Raw genomic sequence first — 15,267 nt, forward strand, 5'->3', positions numbered from 1 at the left:
ACATACGGAGGGCCTTCCTCGGAGTGCTGGTTTCGCAACTCCCACTCAATCGCGGAAGGCCCTCTCTTCACGTCACAAGTCAGCGCGTGTCATCGCACTGCCTCAACCAACCTGTCCGGTCAGTACACCTAGCGCTTCCAGCGCGTCGGCCGCGGCATCGTCGTTCCGGTTCCTGGCATCGGTGAGGCTTTCCGCGTACATCAGCTGGTCCGTCTCGAACGGGTCGACCATCTGACCCGTGCCAATCCACGCATGGAAGAGCTCGGGGTTGCGTTGGACTGCGAGCGTTCCGAGGATTGTTCCCCACGAGCTACCGACGAGGTACAGCTTTTCTTGATCGAAGCGGTCGAGCAGGTAGCGGGTGACTTCTACGGTGTCGTCGACCATCTGCTCCGGCGTCAGTGTGTTGGTGGGGTCCAGCGCGTCATACGACTTGCCTGCGCCTCGTTGGTCCCACACGGCGACGACGAAGTCCTGTTCCAACGCGTCCCCGGACCTGCGGATGCGACCGATCCCCGTGCCCCCGGGGCCGCCTTCCAAAAACAACAAGATTGGCGCCTCCGCGGAAACACCGCGCAACATAATGCTCTGCTCGTGGCCGCCGATCGGCACATCGACGATCTCGGCGATACTGTCCGGCACCTCCTGACCGTTGGCGTCGACGATCGGCTCGGTCGAGGCGGGCCGCGCCAGCCCAGCGGTCAGTAGCACGACCGCGGCCGTGGCCACAGCCAGCAATCCCCTGCTGACGGGATGGCGGCGAGGGGGATGCGCAGCACGGCGGCGCAGGGACCGTCTCACGAGGAACACTCCCCACCCGGACCCGACCATCAGGGGCAAGAGCAGGAGAAGTGCATCGATCCCGCGGCCTCCAACAAGGGCGATGATGCCGTACAAGCTTGATAAAGAGATGGTGTCCACCGTGGGGCCGTCAATGCGCGTCCGAACCAGCTCGAAAACGGTGACGAACACGACCGGCGAGATCACCACCGCCCAGCGCGTGCGCAGTGCCCACCCGACACCAACCCCCACGACAACCAACGCGACGAGTGATACCAGCGCCTGCGCTGTCGTCACCGGTCCACGAGGCAACAGCCACCCGATCGCAGCGGCCGCCAGCGCGACCAGAACTACACCAGCCGTCACACGGCTGACAGCGGTGACAGAGGACTCAGTCTCCGACATGGCTAACGCCTTCCCGCCCGGACGACTCTCCTATGGGCAGAGAACGGATAGATGACCGAGGTGTCGTTGAACATGATGTCAGCCACGTGAATCTCCACATCGGCGAAGGGAGCTTTGGCCCACACATCATGACCACCCGCACCCGCAACACTACGCCTCATAGGACCGAATGGACATCGGTTCAATCCCGAATTCTCCAGGTCCGTGGATGGAAGAGGCCGGGCCGATGCTTGCTCCTGCATCAGATGTGCCGAGGGCCCACGGATCTCGTCACCAGCGAAGCGTGAGGCCGCTTCCTCCACTGGGATAGCGATAGTCGCACCGCGAAGAGCTATCGGAAGATCGGGGAGGCGCTCACCGCACCCCTGTGGGCGTAGCGGTGCGGTCCTGCCGACGAGCGCGGCTCAACGCGAGCGACGCCAAAGTCACGCTTCCACAAGAGCCTGCCGGCCGGCAGAACGCGCACACCGCTGCCACCTGGTGAGGCGTTGCAGACGGGCGAGCATGCATTGCACCCACCGTGACAAAGCCTGATCACGGGGTTCATCCAATCCTCTCCCCGTGAATCCCGGAGCTTCTGGACAACCAGATCACGGCACGCGGAGCCGAGGTCCTGCGTGCACTCGCACACGGGCGGCCGAACGCCGAGATCGCCGAAGTTCGCTTGATCTTTCACGCGAGCGCACGAGGGCGGCTGAGCAGGTGAAGCTCCAAACTCTCAATTCAGCTACGAGGTGGACTGACGGCCCCAGTCGATATCCGGACCTGTCAACAAGGTATTGGGCAGGGTGAGGACAGGGAGGGTAACCGCTGCCCTGTGGGGCGCCGTCACCCGTGCGGCGTCATTCAGTCATAGCTGAAGGACTCTCACTCCTCGGCTGGTTTTGCTCCCGGCTTGCTCTTCGCCTCAGCTTCTTCGGCCTTCTTCGCGTACTTTTCTTCACCGGAGCGGACGTACTCGTCGAAGGCCTCGGGTGGGCCACCGCTCCTGTTCGGCTTGTAATTCATTTCCGGATACATGTCGTGGCCGACCAGGTAGTTGATGACGACATTGACGGCCGCGACGAAGGGGACCGCGAAGAGGGCACCGAAGATGCCGGCAAGGATGGAACCAGCAGTGACAGCGATGACAACGACAACGGGGTGGAGGGACAGCTTGTTGCCCTGGAGGTAGGGCTGGAGGACGTTGCCTTCGATCTGTTGGACGGCGAGGACACCGATGAACATGAAAATCGCATCCCCGACACCCTGATCAACGAGCGCGACAAGAGTTGCGATTGCACCGGTAACGAACGCGCCGACAATGGGGACAAAAGAGCCGACAAAGACGAGGACGCCGATCGGGAACCAGAGCGAAACACCGAGCGCCGCGGCAACTGCGGCGATGCCAACGGCGTCGATTGCGGCAACCTCAATCTGGGTGCGAGTGTAAGCCCCGAGCGTGTACCACGCCCGGATGCCGGACTCGTTGATATCGCGGCGAGCACGCTTGGGGAACATGCGGACAACGAAGAACCACATGTTCCGCCCATCCCTCATGAAGAAGAACATGGTGAACAGCGCAAGGATAAGACCGGTGAAGAACGAAACGAGGGATCCGGTGGCGCTGAGGACTCCGCCCGCAATGTTGCCGGCGTTCTGGCTCAGTTGCCGTTGTAACTGATCGACATATTGCTGCAACTGATCGGAGCCAATGCCGAGAGGACTGTCCGAGAGCCACTCGAGGAGTTGATCGAAACCGTCCGCAGCTTTCTCTGAGAGATCTGAGAACCCGGCGAGGATCGAGGCTCCCGCACCGCCGACGAGCCCGACGACGATGAGAAGGAAGGTGATGAGGGCGACCGCCGCGGCAAGGCTTCTCGGCATTCGTAGAGTCGACCTATAGAACCGCAGGATCGGCTCCATGAGAACGGCCAGGAGCATGGCGATGAGGATCGCGAGCAAGATCGTTGAGAAGAACGTGAGGAACTGACCAATGAAGTAGGCGGCGATCCCGACAAGGACGAGCCGCCAGGACCAGCTTGCAGCGATTCTCAAAGCGGTCGGCACCGCAGAGTCATGACGGTCCTGCTGGCTACGCAACCTCTCCTGATACGCCTCATCCGTGCGCGGGACCGGACCCTGCGCGAGCCGTTCCCTGCGTTCAATGGCTCGTTGCCTGATGGTCCGCTTCTCGTCTTCAGGTGACTGTGACATAGCTTCCTCTCGATCCTGGAACAAGTGTAGGGGGCGGTCCGCTATTCCTCATCGTCGGCCGATCGCGTGCCTGGGGTTGATTTCCCCTCCAAGCGTGACCCCTTGAACCAGCGCGGCCATGGGTAGACAATTCAGACATGGGATTCTTACAGTTCAGTAAGCCGCCGGTCGTCACGGCGAAGAACGCTTTGCGCGGGCGAGACATTCCGGTCCTCCCCCACCCGCGACCTCACACGGTACTCGGCACAGCGATTGACGCTCCGCCGGCGGAAGGCCACGAAGAGGCCTATCTTGCACTCGGTTGCTACTGGGGCGCTGAAAAGATCTTCTGGGAGCTCGGGGCCGAGACAACAGCTGTTGGCTTCATGGGCGGATACACGAAGAACCCGACATACATGGAGGTGTGTACCGGACTCACGGGTCACACCGAGACGGTCCGAGTCGTCTTCGACCCCAACAAGGTCTCGTACACGGAAATTCTCCAGGCGTTCTTCGAGTCGCACGACCCGACAACGCTCAACAGGCAGGGCAATGATCGCGGTACGCAGTACCGCTCCGCTATTTTCGCAACGACCGACGAGCAGTACACGACCGCACTGAAAATTCGCGACCTTTATCAAAAGGTCCTCAAGGACGCGGGCCGCGATGCGATCGTCACAGAGGTGCACGAGCCCGGCCAGCCGTTCTACTTCGCTGAGAACGAGCATCAGCAGTACCTCGATAAGAATCCAGGCGGTTACAACTGCCACGCGCGCACGGGACTCGCCTGCCCCGTCGCATAACCGGCGATCACTCACCGTCTTACCTACTCTTCCGCTCCTTGCCTCATCCTTGTCTATACATGTATGGTCGAGGCAGGTAGCGTGAGGAGCGAATAATAATGAGCCACAAGCGGGTCTTTGTCCTAGACGTTGATGCAACGTTCATCCAGCAGGAGCAGCTTGACTTGCTGGCTGACGAGGTTGGCGCCTACGAGGCGGTCGCCGAGATCACTCAACGTATGCGGCGCGGCGAGATCGAGTTTGCCGAATCTCTTCGGTTGCGAACGAAGCCTCTCGCCGGACATGACGTGTCCGTCCTCGACAGGGCCCGGGCAGGGATCACCCTCACCGAGGGGGCAGCCGAGCTTCTTGACTTCGCCCAGTCCAAGGGATGGCCTGTCTATCTCGTCTCAGGCGGCTTCCATGACCTCATCGACACATTCGTCTCCGGCCTCCCCGTCGCGGGAGTGCGGGCAAATCGGCTCGAGATCGACGGTGAAATACTGACCGGCCGGGTTCTCGGAGACATCATCGGCCAGCAGGAGAAAGCGCACCATCTGGAAGACATAGCGCGCACAGAGGGCGTTAGCACCGATGAGACGATCGCCATCGGCGACGGCGCCAATGACATCGCCATGGTCGAGGCGGCCGGACTGGGCGTCGCGTTTGGTGGCTCCCCCGCCCTCGTCGAGGCCGCCGATATTGTCCTCACGGGCGAGTCCCTCGCCGAGCTTATCCCCCATCTAAAGTCCTGAACTCGGCGGGTGAAGTTGCGAGAATATGCCAGACTGAATCGGTCATAACTTCGATAGAAAGGTTCAGCATGGCAGTCGACCTTCCCACCGCCACAGGCTCCTTCGGCGACGAGCCGACCCTCTCATTCCCGACCGAGCAGGCCCCCACGGGCTTGCATGTCGTCGTCCTCGAAGAGGGCACGGGCCCTATTGTTGGACGCGGTCGCCAGATCGAGGTCAACTATCACGGTCAGATCTGGAATGGTGGTCTCTTCGACTCGTCATACCAGCGCGGCAGCACAACAAGCTTCCCGATCGGCGTCGGCGCTGTCATTGCCGGATGGGACGAGGCTCTCGTCGGCAAGACTGTCGGCTCCCGCCTTCTCATCTCCATCCCGCCGGAGAAGGGCTACGGCGCACGCGGAGTACCCCAGGCCGGTATCGGCGGTACTGACACCCTCGTCTTCGTCGTCGACGTCGTCGGCGTAAAGTAACGCGGTAAACATAGGTGCGGCCCGGTTAAAACCGGGCCGCACTCAACGGTCAATCCCCCACGAGGGTCGCTATCACTCCTGGTTGAGAATGGCGAGGAGTCGAAGGACCTCGAGGTAGATCCACAGGATCGTCATGACGATACCGATGGCGGCCGTCCACGCGAAGGACCTCGGCGCACGGTTGGCAACGGCGATCTTCGCGACCTCAAAGTCATTGATGAGCATGTAGGACGCAACGATGATCATGACGACGCCGAGGACGACGCCGAGCGGGATGCCCATGATTTCAGCGGACCTCATGCCCCACGGTGCATCGATAACCCCGGTCCACGACAAAATGAGGTTCGCGAAAGAGAAGACAATCGCGGCGATCATGATCGTGAGGACGATCTTCATGCCCTTGGGCGTTGTGCGCACGAGTCCAGTCGTATGAAGGAACCACGCAACGGCGACAACGGATGCCGTCGCAAGGACGGCCTGCAGGGCGATGCCCTCGTACATGAGCTCGAGAACACCGGTCAGCGTACCGAGTGCGACACCCTGAAGAGCCGCATAGGACATCGTCAGCCCGGGTCCAAGCTGGCGCTTGAACGCCATGAAAAGGCCAACACCGAAGGCCGCAAGTGATGCGACGATCGCCACGGTGAACGCCGTACCGAAGCCCGCGGACGACATGTCGCTGGGGACGAACAGCATCCACGAGAGGATGCCGGATAGAAGCGTGACACCCAGGAGGATGCCGGTCTTCATCATGATGTCGTCGTAGGTAAGGGCCGGTTCGCCGTTCGCTGCCCGGTCACCGTAGACCGGGGCTTCGCGTCCGTAACCCGGCTGGAACGGCTGCTGGTACTCCTGCGGAGGGAATGCCTGCTGGCCGCTGGCCGGCTGGTAGCCGCGCTGCTGGTCGGCGGGCTGGCCCGCACGGCCGGGCTCATAACCCGGCATCGCCGGGTAACCGGCGGGGGTGCGCTGCTCCGTGAAATACGGGTTGCGCGACATAATAGGATTGCTCATTTTCGCAAGTCCTCCACAATCTCTCTGGGCACTGGTTGCAGTCTATACAAACGGTCAAAGCCTCACCAGACACATTGTCGAGATTCCTACCTGGGCGTAAGAAAGGTTCAGCCGGACGCCAGGTAAGCGGTGTTCCCTGCCACAATGCGTACATTGTCAATCGTCGCACTGACCGGAAGAACCTGTTAGGCAACCGATACGGATGCCGAACGGAGAGGTGTGAAACCGTGCCAAAGCGAACGATCACGAAAGACTTCCTGTGTAAGCTTAAGGCCGGTGGAACTGCAGGGCGATCGGGTTCCTGCGGTGATGCTTTTCCCGGAGGATGATGAGTAATGCGTATGTACGCGCGCGTGGCGAGTGCCACAGTGGTAGTCCTAACGACCGTCGCTGCCTGTTCGAGCGATGAAGGTGAGGCGCCCTCGGCAGACATTACGATCGAAGATGCCTGGGTCAAAGCATCGGACGAGGGGATGACGAGCGCGTTCGGAACCCTCTCCTACGACGGAGCCGAGCCCATTGCGATCACGTCCGTGACGTCGCCAGCGGCCAATCGAGTCGAGCTGCACGAGACGATCATGGGCGAAGACGGGCAGATGATGATGCAGGAAATCTCCGGCGGCTTCACAATCGACGCAGGCGGGGAACTCCTGCTCGAGCCTGGCGGTGACCACTTCATGCTCATGGGCCTCATCCAACCAATTGAGCCGGGCGACGTCGTCACGTTCGCTGCGACGCTCGACAACGGAGACACGTTCACGTTCGAAGCGACAGCGAAGTCCTACGCTGGAGCCAACGAGAGCTACCACGACGACGAATGAACGACGAACCGCAACGTGAAGGACTGACTCGCAGAGGCCTGCTCCTTGGCGGGGCCGCGGGCCTTGGTGCCGCAGCCGCCATCGGAATCGACCGTGCTGGCGCCTCTCCGCCTGAGCAGACCACGTTTGGTGAACAGACGATACCGTTCCATGGCTCGCATCAAGCCGGGATCGCAACGCCCGCCCAGGCGTTCGCCTCGTTCTACGCATTCGACCTACTTGACGGCGTCGACCGGGACAGCCTGAAAAAGCTCATGCCGATACTGACAGACGATGCCGAGAGATTGACTGCCGGCGAGCCTGCACTCGCAGACTCCGAACCGGAACTCGCCCTCGTCCCTGCCCGGCTCACCATCACGTTCGGCTTCGGCAAGGAGTTTGTCAGACGTGCCGACCCGGAAGCGGTTCCATCCTGGCTCGGGCCGCTACCCGACTTTGAGATCGATAGGCTCGATGCCGCGTGGAGCGATGGCGACCTTCTCCTCCAGATCGCAGCCGATGATCCTGTCACGGTTTCGCACGCCGCCCGTATGCTCCTCAAGGACACGAGGACCTTCGCCTCGCTCCGCTGGACACAGAAGGGCTTCCGCAGGGCCGCAGGGTCGGTTCCGGAGAATGCGACGATGAGGAACCTCTTCGGACAGCTCGACGGCACAGCCAACCCCACGCCGGGGACGACCGACTTCGACGGGCTCGTATGGTCGACGGACGGCTGGCTGACGAACGGCACAAGCATCGTTATCCGCCGAATCAACATGGACCTCGAGACCTGGGATGAAGTCGACAAGCCCGGGCGTGAGCAATCTGTGGGTCGGTTTCAGGATTCTGGCGCGCCTTTGACCGGCGTGAACGAGCATGATGAGCCTGACTTCGATGCCACGACCAGCCTCGGCCTGCCGATCATTGCCGAGTACGCACACATGCGCCGCGCCCGGTCGGACAATCCCGACGAGAGGATCTTCCGACGGGTCTATAACTACGACGACACTCCCCCGAGTAGCACCGTCTCGAATGCGGGCCAGATCTTCACGTCGTTCCAGGCCGATGTCGACAAGCAATACGTGCCGCTTCAGCAACGGCTCGCCGACCTCGACCTGCTCAACCAGTGGACGGAGCCGATTGGGTCCGCGGTCTTCGCCATTCCGCCCGGATGCGAGGCGGGCGGCTTTATCGGCGAAACCCTGCTTTCGTAAATTACCCGCTGCTGTTTGCCCCACAGTTATTCGGCTCCCGTGTCGTCCCCCTGCTTCCGTCCGGACCACCCATCTCCAAAACGGCAGCCAGGTCTATCGCGACCTTGCGGGTCATTGCTTGATCATCGGCGGGGCCGTTTCCGTAACGGTACCCACCTGCCCTCGTGTTGGGCCGTTCGAATGGCTGGTATCCGGTACCCGCGGAGACCGCAGGGGTATTCCGTGTCACATTGTCGTCTTGGGATGCTTCTTGGGCCAGAAGGTGTAGCTGATCGCCCAGAGCAGGTCGATCACGAACCAGATACCAAGTACCGGATACATACCGATCAGTGCTTCGGTTCTGTTGGTGTCATCGGTTATGGCGATGAGCAGTCCCAGGATGCTGGCTGCAATCGCCACGGCGACGGCGGTTCGCACAACATCCTTCCAACACTCCTTCGCATACCCCGCCGCATAGAGCTTGACCGGAGCGGGGCCCTGGGCGAACCGGTGGGCAAAACGCGTGTCGGCCCATCGAATGATCTTGAGGCCGTAGGCGATCGAGAGTCCTAGATACAGCGCGGCGAGGCCGTGGAAGAAGGTCGCGGTTCCGCCACCTTGAACGTTGATGATCACGGCGATGAGGAGCACGACGTCGACCACCGGCGTCATCGCAAGCAGGACGGTTCCGGTACGCCGCAGACGCAGGACATAACGGGCCAGCAGGCCGAGGATGACGAAGACCCAGAAGGCGATCTCGCACGCGATGATGACGGCCAAGATGAGGTCCATTGGCCTCCCCGTCCCTAGCATGACAGTGCCAGAAAACGTTAGCACGGTCGTGAGCAATCCCACCCGTGACGAACTAGCCTACCTTGCATAGGACCTTACTGATCGTCGTTGGCACAACTCCACAACCTCTGCGTGAGAGGACACAGCCGACGAACCACCGACCGACAACAGAAAAGTCCTGGGCCAGAACCACGTGTGTCAACGATGTCCCGACTCAGGAGAACTGGTGCCCCCGGAGGGACTCGAACCCTCACTGAATCGATTTTAAGTCGACCGCCTCTGCCGATTGGGCTACGGGGGCCACCAGTGACATTATGCCCAACATGTGTGCCGAACCTGGAATCTGCGATCATAGATCTCGGTGGGAACTAAAGTAGGGACTCATCAGCCGAATTGTGAATGGAGAGCGTGTTGACGAACCCTGTCTCGTGGTACAAGGAGAAACTGCACTCGGAGACGTTTGCTGGCGGCGTCCTTCTCTTGGGAGCCGCCATCGCCCTCATCTGGGCGAACTCGCCCCTGCGAGACGGCTACGCGACTTTATCGAACACGACGGTTGGCCCCTCAGCAGTTCACCTCGACCTCTCAATCGCCACGTGGGCCTCCGACGGTCTTCTCGCCATCTTCTTCTTTGTTGTCGGCCTCGAGCTCAAGACAGAGTTTGTATCGGGAAGCCTGCGGGATGTGAAACAGGCGCTCGTCCCCATGATCGCAGCTGTCTGCGGCATGGCGGGTCCGGTGCTCGTCTATGTCGCGATCATCGCAATCTCCGGCTCCGGTGAGTACGACGGATGGGCGATCCCCGTTGCGACGGACATCGCCTTCGCCCTCGCAGTTCTTGGGTTGTTCGGAAAGGGGTTGCCGACGGCGGCCCGAGTCTTCCTTCTCACGCTCGCTGTGGTCGATGATCTCCTCGGCATCACGATCATCGCCATCTTCTTCAGCGATGGCATCTCCTTCGCGTGGCTCGCGGTGTCCTTGGTCGCCATCGGCATCTTCGCAGCCCTCCTTCGGAAGCGCATCACCCATTGGTGGCTCCTGTGGCCGCTCGCGATCGTCGCCTGGGTCGCCATGCACTCCGCCGGTGTCCACGCAACGATCGCCGGTGTGCTCCTTGGCCTCAGCGTCCCGGCCCTCGCCCAGGCGGGCGAAAAGAAGCCGCTGACCGAGTTCTTTGGTGAACGCTTCGAGTTCTGGTCGGCCGGCATCGTGCTCCCGATCTTCGCTTTCTTCGCAGCTGGCGTCAACGTCGTCGACGCCGGCGGCTTCGGTGCGATGCTGACCAACCCAGTCGCCATCGGCATCTACGTGGCACTGCCGCTCGGTAAGTTCCTCGGCATTTGGGGAGGTACCGCCCTTATCACCAAGGTCTTCGGGCTTCGCCTCGGCACACATCTCTATTTGGGTGACATTGCAGCCGTCTCGTTCGTTTCTGGTGTCGGGTTCACGGTCTCGCTCCTCATCGCGTCCCTCTCCTTCGCGCCCGACCATCCGTACTCGGGTTACGCCCGCATCGCCGTCATCCTCGGCTCCGTTATCTCAGCTGTCCTCGGCGCAATCGCCCTACGCGTGCAAGCCCGCGGCCGTGAATTCGTCGAGGTCCACGACGCAACAGAGGATGACATCCGGCTCGACGGTCGCCCCAATATCTACATTGACGAGACCCATGACGCGACGCGGGACGACATTCGGCTCGACGGCAAACCCAATATTGACATCGACACTCCACGCGACGCGACTGGCGACGACCACAGCTAGTTAGCACGTCAGACGCGAAGAGGAGGACCGCCGTGAGCGGTCCTCCTCTTCGTTCGTCAACCCGCCCGTGGGTCTCCGGCTCCCGCTAAGGGATGCGGTTAGCAGCCCACAGGGCGATGCCGTCGAGAATGTCGTGCTCGGAGGTCGTCACGGTCGCGAGTCCAGGCATCTCCTGCGCACATCTCTTCACAACCTCCGACCACACAAGCGACCCGGCAGCGATGACGTCGACTCGGCCGGGATGCATGTATCCCTCAGCGACCCGCTCATCTCTGCTTGCCGTCATGAGCCAGTCGCATGCCTCGTACACCTGCTCAAGGGTGAGCCTCGTCCCGTCGATGACACCCGCGTCGTACACGGGCAGTCGAAGGGCACGTGCCGTCACCGTTGTGACAGTACCGGCGAGGCCGACAATATTCGTCGCGTGAGAAATGTCGACGTCCGCCAGCGCCTCATCAAGGGCGACCTCAACGTCGCGGCGGGCGGAAGCGAGCTCGTCAGGGGTGGGCGGATCTGTTGCGAGGTGACGCTCCTGCATGCGAACACAGCCCACGTCCATCGAATAAGAACCCGTCACACCGTCGGTAGCGGTGCCGACAATCATTTCGGTCGAACCACCGCCAAGATCAACAACGACGACGGGCTCGGTTGCGTCAATGACGGACGCAGCACCGGCGAAGGAGAGCTGCGCTTCCCGTTCGCCCGAGATCACCTGCGGTGTCACGCCAAGGCGCTGTTCGATGCCGGTGATGAAAACGTCGCGGTTGTGCGCATCACGTGTAGCTGAGGTGGCGACAAATTTGATGACGTCGACCCCGTGCACCCGGCACAGTTCCGCATACTCCTCAGCCGCAGCGAAGGTGCGCTCAAGCGCGTCCTCGGCGAAGCTCCCGGTCCGGTCCACACCCTGGCCCAAGCGGACGACCTGCATCGTCCGCTCAAGGTCCCGCAACGGCTGGCCGGGCTCAATGTCGGCTATGAGAAGGCGGATCGAGTTCGTTCCGCAGTCAATTCCTGCAACTTTCACCGTTTAAGACTGTCACGAACCGGCGGCGGTTTCGAGCCCTGAATGGGTGACATTTCTCAGGCCTGGAGGTCGCGCGTCACTCCTGTACGGTTCTTTCAGATCCGCGCGACCGTCGACGCAGGACGCCTACGCGGACTGGTTCTCACGATCTTTGACGCACGTGCAGCCGGCCACCGTCCAGTCGATCATCTCGAGTGCCATGTCTCCGATGGGATTGACGCCAGGACCGACGGCGAGGCTGTGGCCAACAAGCGCATGGAGGCATTTCACGCGGGTCGGCATGCCGCCAGCTGAGATCCCGTCGATCTCCTCGACTTCACCGTGTCTCCTGCGACGAGCAAGGTAATCGTCGTGTGCGGCACGATACTTAGCCGCCAGTTCCTCATCGGCCTCGAGGCGCTCGGTGAGCTCGGACATGATGTGGCTACCTTCGAGCCGCGACACCTCGAGAACAACCTGAGGGTGGGTGAGATAGTAGAGCGTGGGGAACGGTGTGCCGTCCTCCAGACGGGGCGCAGTCTCAACGACGGTCGGCTCCCCGCATCCACACCGCGCAGCGATTGAGATGACACCGCGCGGAACGCGTCCAAGTTGTCTATTGAGCGAGGCGATGTCCTTGTCCGTAACGGTCACTTCGTGCCCTCTTCCTCCGGTTGCTCCGCCGGTTCTTCAGCTGATTCTCGGTCGCTGTAACCGGTAACCGAGAGCGAATCCCACATTGTCGTAAACCACGGAGTCGACGCCCGGCGGTTGTATTCGAGCTCCATTTCGAGCGCCCTGCGATTATCCTTCGGCGTGCCCTCATCCGGGTCGTTAACGACATAAAGCACCTCGCCGGGCTTGACGTAGCCGAGGCGCTCACGGGCCTTCGCACGAACGTAATCGTCGTCGTTCCACAGGATGACCTCGACCTGGAGGGTCCGGACTCGAGCACGGGCCTCCTCGACTGACGAGTTGAGTTCCCTCAGCTGCTGCTGCTGGTCGAGGTAACTGGACAGGGTTGGGGCGATGATGATGACGGCCAGCATGGCGGTGAGGACGATCGCGAGAAGCCGTAGCGACAGCGCCCGCGGCCGTTCCGCACCAAAGACGAGAGCACGGCGCGTCCGCTCCTTCTTCAGGCGCGGCTCCTCCTCCACCTGCTCCTGCCTACCTGAGCCGCGGTTGGTGCGCCTTATCGCACCCGGCCGTGTGGGGCCGCGCGAGGAGCCTGGGCGTCGAGAATTCATATGCTCCATGTTAGACCGGCCCCGCGGGATGTCCCGCAGGGCCGGGGGTGTTGCCTGCAGATTATTCTGCAGTGCGAACGACTAGTGACTAGAAGGAGGCACGCGGGAAGGCGTTGTGACCCGCGTAAGCCGCTGCGTCGCCGAGGCCGTACTCGATGCGCAGGAGCTGGTTGTACTTGTTGACGCGCTCGCCACGGGCCGGTGCGCCGGTCTTGATCTGACCGGAGTTCGTCGCAACAGCGAGGTCGGCGATCGTCGTGTCCTCGGTCTCGCCGGAGCGGTGCGACGTCATCGACTTGAAGCCGGCGCGGTGTGCGGCGTCGACAGCGTCAAATGTCTCCGTCAGCGTACCGATCTGGTTGACCTTAACGAGGAGCGCGTTCGCAGAGTGCTCCTTGATGCCGCGGCTGAGACGCTCGGGGTTCGTGACGAACAGGTCGTCGCCGACGATCTGGACGCGGTCACCAACCTGCGCGGTCATGGCGGTCCAGTCAGCCCACTCATCCTCGGACAGCGGGTCCTCGATGGAGACGAGCGGGTAGTCGGCAACGAGCTTCTCGTAGTATGCGATCATCTCGTCAGCGGTCTTCTGGCCACCCTCAAAGGTGTACTTGCCGTCGTTGAAGAACTCGGTTGCTGCGACGTCGAGGGCGAGGGCGATGTCCTTGCCCGGCTCGAGGCCGGCCTTGCCGATCGCTTCGACAATGAGGTCGAGCGCTGCAGCGTTGGACTCGAGGTTCGGGGCGAAGCCGCCCTCATCGCCAAGACCGGTGCTGAGACCTCGCTCCTGGAGAACAGCCTTGAGCGCGTGGTAAACCTCGGCGCCCCAGCGGAGCGACTCCTTGAACGTCGGTGCGCCGACCGGGGCAATCATGAATTCCTGGATGTCGACGTTCGAGTCGGCATGCGAGCCGCCGTTGAGGATGTTCATCATCGGGACGGGCAGGACGTGCGCGTTCGGGCCGCCAAGGTAGCGGTACAGCGGCAGGCCCGCGGACTCTGCGGCAGCCTTTGCCACTGCGAGTGAGACGCCAAGAATCGCGTTCGCGCCGAGCTTGCCCTTGTTCGGGGTGCCGTCCAGGTCGATCATCGTCTGATCGAGAACGCGCTGTTCGTCGGCCTCCAGGCCGACGACCTCGGGCTCAATGGTCTCGATGACCGCGTTGACGGCCTCTTCAACACCCTTGCCCAGGTAACGGCCCTTGTCTCCGTCGCGAAGCTCGACGGCCTCGAAGGCGCCGGTGGACGCGCCGGACGGAACCTGCGCGATGGCGTACGTGCCATCGTCCAGCTGAACCTCGACCTCGACGGTCGGGTTGCCGCGGGAATCAAGAATTTCACGGGCGTTCAGTGCCTCGATAATGGCCACTGGGACTCCTTCATCAGTTAGAGGTGCGGTCGTTTAACCACAGCCCAGTCTAGTCCCGCCCTGCAGGATTTCACCCGGGACTTATCATCCGAGAGGCCAAATTCACCGAAGCGTGAACGAAAGTGCATGCCATGACCGCTACTACGCGGCGAAACCTCAGAAGCCGGGTGCCGGGCCATCTTCGGACGTCAGGTAGCCACGGTCGGGGCGAGCGATGGCGAAGTTGTCTTGATCCCACTCGCCAAAGCGCGGGTTGACCTCGACATCGGCGTCGCCGAGGGCGTCAAGTACCGGGCTGATGTCGTCAACCGTGTACATGCCAGCGTCGGTGAGGAGCGTGAAGGCGAGGTAGTCAATGACTGCGTCAGTCTGCTCCGAGTACTCGGCGGTCGGGTTGAGTCCCAGTTGGCCGAACACGGCCTCGCGCGCCTCGCCTGTCATGTCGAGGCCCTGCGCTTCGATGATGTCGTTGGCGATCTCACCGTTGATCATCATGTTGAGCACCCCATCCGCCAGGGTGTTGACACCCTGCCCCCGGAAGTCCGATTGAACCTGGGCGAGATCATCGATCGTGATGTCCGAACCGTTAACGGTCGCGGCGGTCGACGGATCCGTCGAGCATGCAGCCATAACCACGCCTGTTGCGGCGAGTGCGACGAGCTTCTTCACTGTTCCTCCAAGAATTCGACTGATGCCATGATATGCCGTCCGGCGC

At 61.8% G+C, this 15,267-nt stretch carries 16 protein-coding genes and 1 tRNA gene; 6 read left to right on the forward strand and 11 right to left on the reverse strand.

Going from position 1 to position 15,267, the window contains the following annotated elements:
- Positions 1–102 precede the first annotated feature (102 nt).
- The 3 genes from H7E91_RS10290 to H7E91_RS10300 form a co-directional block, all read right to left on the reverse strand.
- Positions 103–1,185 (reverse strand): alpha/beta fold hydrolase, encoded by a 1,083-nt coding sequence (locus H7E91_RS10290; protein WP_182355016.1) that lies wholly within the window; start codon positions 1,183–1,185, stop codon positions 103–105.
- A 2-nt stretch (positions 1,186–1,187) separates the two neighbouring features.
- Complete coding sequence (locus H7E91_RS10295) at positions 1,188–1,346, reverse strand: hypothetical protein (RefSeq protein WP_182355017.1); 159 nt, start codon at positions 1,344–1,346, stop codon at positions 1,188–1,190.
- 706 nt (positions 1,347–2,052) lie between these two features.
- Entirely contained in the window at positions 2,053–3,381 is a 1,329-nt protein-coding gene (locus H7E91_RS10300) for an AI-2E family transporter (RefSeq protein ID WP_182355018.1), read from the reverse strand.
- Between the two features lie 137 nt (positions 3,382–3,518).
- Between H7E91_RS10300 and msrA the strand changes: the two genes are divergently transcribed.
- The 3 genes from msrA (at position 3,519) to H7E91_RS10315 (ending at position 5,370) form a co-directional block, all read left to right on the forward strand.
- Positions 3,519–4,163 (forward strand): peptide-methionine (S)-S-oxide reductase MsrA, encoded by a 645-nt coding sequence (gene msrA, locus H7E91_RS10305; protein WP_182355019.1) that lies wholly within the window; start codon positions 3,519–3,521, stop codon positions 4,161–4,163.
- 98 nt (positions 4,164–4,261) lie between these two features.
- On the forward strand, positions 4,262–4,897 hold the full coding sequence (gene serB / locus H7E91_RS10310; RefSeq protein ID WP_182355020.1) for a phosphoserine phosphatase SerB: 636 nt from the start codon (positions 4,262–4,264) through the stop codon (positions 4,895–4,897).
- Between the two features lie 68 nt (positions 4,898–4,965).
- Positions 4,966–5,370, forward strand: a complete 405-nt coding sequence (locus H7E91_RS10315) for an FKBP-type peptidyl-prolyl cis-trans isomerase (protein WP_182355021.1) — start codon at positions 4,966–4,968, stop codon at positions 5,368–5,370.
- 72 nt (positions 5,371–5,442) lie between these two features.
- Here H7E91_RS10315 and H7E91_RS10320 read toward each other — a convergent pair whose 3' ends face one another.
- Entirely contained in the window at positions 5,443–6,384 is a 942-nt protein-coding gene (locus H7E91_RS10320) for a Bax inhibitor-1/YccA family protein (RefSeq protein WP_182355022.1), read from the reverse strand.
- A gap of 368 nt (positions 6,385–6,752) precedes the next feature.
- On the opposite strand from H7E91_RS10320, the gene H7E91_RS10325 reads away from it, so the two are divergent.
- Positions 6,753–7,205 carry a copper chaperone PCu(A)C domain-containing protein gene (locus H7E91_RS10325; RefSeq protein ID WP_206680420.1) on the forward strand — a complete coding sequence of 151 codons (453 nt, stop codon included), beginning with the start codon at positions 6,753–6,755 and terminating at the stop codon, positions 7,203–7,205.
- The gene (locus H7E91_RS10330; protein WP_182355024.1) at positions 7,202–8,398 is read left to right on the forward strand and encodes a Dyp-type peroxidase; all 1,197 of its coding nucleotides are present in this window, start codon (positions 7,202–7,204) and stop codon (positions 8,396–8,398) included. Before H7E91_RS10325 ends, H7E91_RS10330 begins: the two co-directional genes overlap by 4 nt.
- 225 nt (positions 8,399–8,623) lie before the next feature.
- Here the strand turns inward: H7E91_RS10330 and H7E91_RS10335 are convergent, their stop codons facing one another.
- Positions 8,624–9,157 (reverse strand): hypothetical protein, encoded by a 534-nt coding sequence (locus H7E91_RS10335; RefSeq protein WP_206680421.1) that lies wholly within the window; start codon positions 9,155–9,157, stop codon positions 8,624–8,626.
- A 236-nt stretch (positions 9,158–9,393) separates the two neighbouring features.
- Positions 9,394–9,470, reverse strand: a tRNA-Leu gene (locus H7E91_RS10340).
- A gap of 110 nt (positions 9,471–9,580) precedes the next feature.
- On the opposite strand from H7E91_RS10340, the gene nhaA reads away from it, so the two are divergent.
- On the forward strand, positions 9,581–10,927 hold the full coding sequence (gene nhaA, locus H7E91_RS10345; protein WP_241698541.1) for a Na+/H+ antiporter NhaA: 1,347 nt from the start codon (positions 9,581–9,583) through the stop codon (positions 10,925–10,927).
- An 85-nt stretch (positions 10,928–11,012) separates the two neighbouring features.
- On the opposite strand, the gene H7E91_RS10350 is transcribed toward nhaA, so the two are convergent.
- From H7E91_RS10350 to H7E91_RS10370, 5 genes are all read right to left on the reverse strand, one after another.
- Entirely contained in the window at positions 11,013–11,954 is a 942-nt protein-coding gene (locus H7E91_RS10350) for a Ppx/GppA family phosphatase (protein ID WP_182355027.1), read from the reverse strand.
- 126 nt (positions 11,955–12,080) lie between these two features.
- Positions 12,081–12,587 (reverse strand): DUF501 domain-containing protein, encoded by a 507-nt coding sequence (locus H7E91_RS10355; RefSeq protein ID WP_182355028.1) that lies wholly within the window; start codon positions 12,585–12,587, stop codon positions 12,081–12,083.
- On the reverse strand, positions 12,584–13,183 hold the full coding sequence (locus H7E91_RS10360) for an FtsB family cell division protein (RefSeq protein WP_182355029.1): 600 nt from the start codon (positions 13,181–13,183) through the stop codon (positions 12,584–12,586). The genes H7E91_RS10355 and H7E91_RS10360 overlap by 4 nt, the downstream gene beginning before the upstream one ends.
- 88 nt (positions 13,184–13,271) lie before the next feature.
- On the reverse strand, positions 13,272–14,552 hold the full coding sequence (gene eno / locus H7E91_RS10365) for a phosphopyruvate hydratase (protein WP_182355030.1): 1,281 nt from the start codon (positions 14,550–14,552) through the stop codon (positions 13,272–13,274).
- Positions 14,553–14,708: 156 nt separating this feature from the next.
- The gene (locus H7E91_RS10370) at positions 14,709–15,221 is read right to left on the reverse strand and encodes a hypothetical protein (protein WP_182355031.1); all 513 of its coding nucleotides are present in this window, start codon (positions 15,219–15,221) and stop codon (positions 14,709–14,711) included.
- Between the last annotated feature and the right edge of the window lie 46 nt (positions 15,222–15,267).

The organism is Flaviflexus huanghaiensis (genome assembly GCF_014118685.1).
Lineage (GTDB): Bacteria > Actinomycetota > Actinomycetes > Actinomycetales > Actinomycetaceae > Flaviflexus > Flaviflexus huanghaiensis.

Bases quoted from the DNA above. Each gene is read 5' to 3' on its own strand.
- H7E91_RS10290 (WP_182355016.1), bottom strand. From the start codon at position 1,185: ATGTCGGAGACTGAGTCCTCTGTCACCGCTGTCAGCCGTGTGACGGCT.
- H7E91_RS10295 (WP_182355017.1), bottom strand. From the start codon at position 1,346: ATGAGGCGTAGTGTTGCGGGTGCGGGTGGTCATGATGTGTGGGCCAAA.
- H7E91_RS10300 (WP_182355018.1), bottom strand. From the start codon at position 3,381: ATGTCACAGTCACCTGAAGACGAGAAGCGGACCATCAGGCAACGAGCC.
- msrA (WP_182355019.1), top strand. From the start codon at position 3,519: ATGGGATTCTTACAGTTCAGTAAGCCGCCGGTCGTCACGGCGAAGAAC.
- serB (WP_182355020.1), top strand. From the start codon at position 4,262: ATGAGCCACAAGCGGGTCTTTGTCCTAGACGTTGATGCAACGTTCATC.
- H7E91_RS10315 (WP_182355021.1), top strand. From the start codon at position 4,966: ATGGCAGTCGACCTTCCCACCGCCACAGGCTCCTTCGGCGACGAGCCG.
- H7E91_RS10320 (WP_182355022.1), bottom strand. From the start codon at position 6,384: ATGAGCAATCCTATTATGTCGCGCAACCCGTATTTCACGGAGCAGCGC.
- H7E91_RS10330 (WP_182355024.1), top strand. From the start codon at position 7,202: ATGAACGACGAACCGCAACGTGAAGGACTGACTCGCAGAGGCCTGCTC.
- H7E91_RS10360 (WP_182355029.1), bottom strand. From the start codon at position 13,183: ATGAATTCTCGACGCCCAGGCTCCTCGCGCGGCCCCACACGGCCGGGT.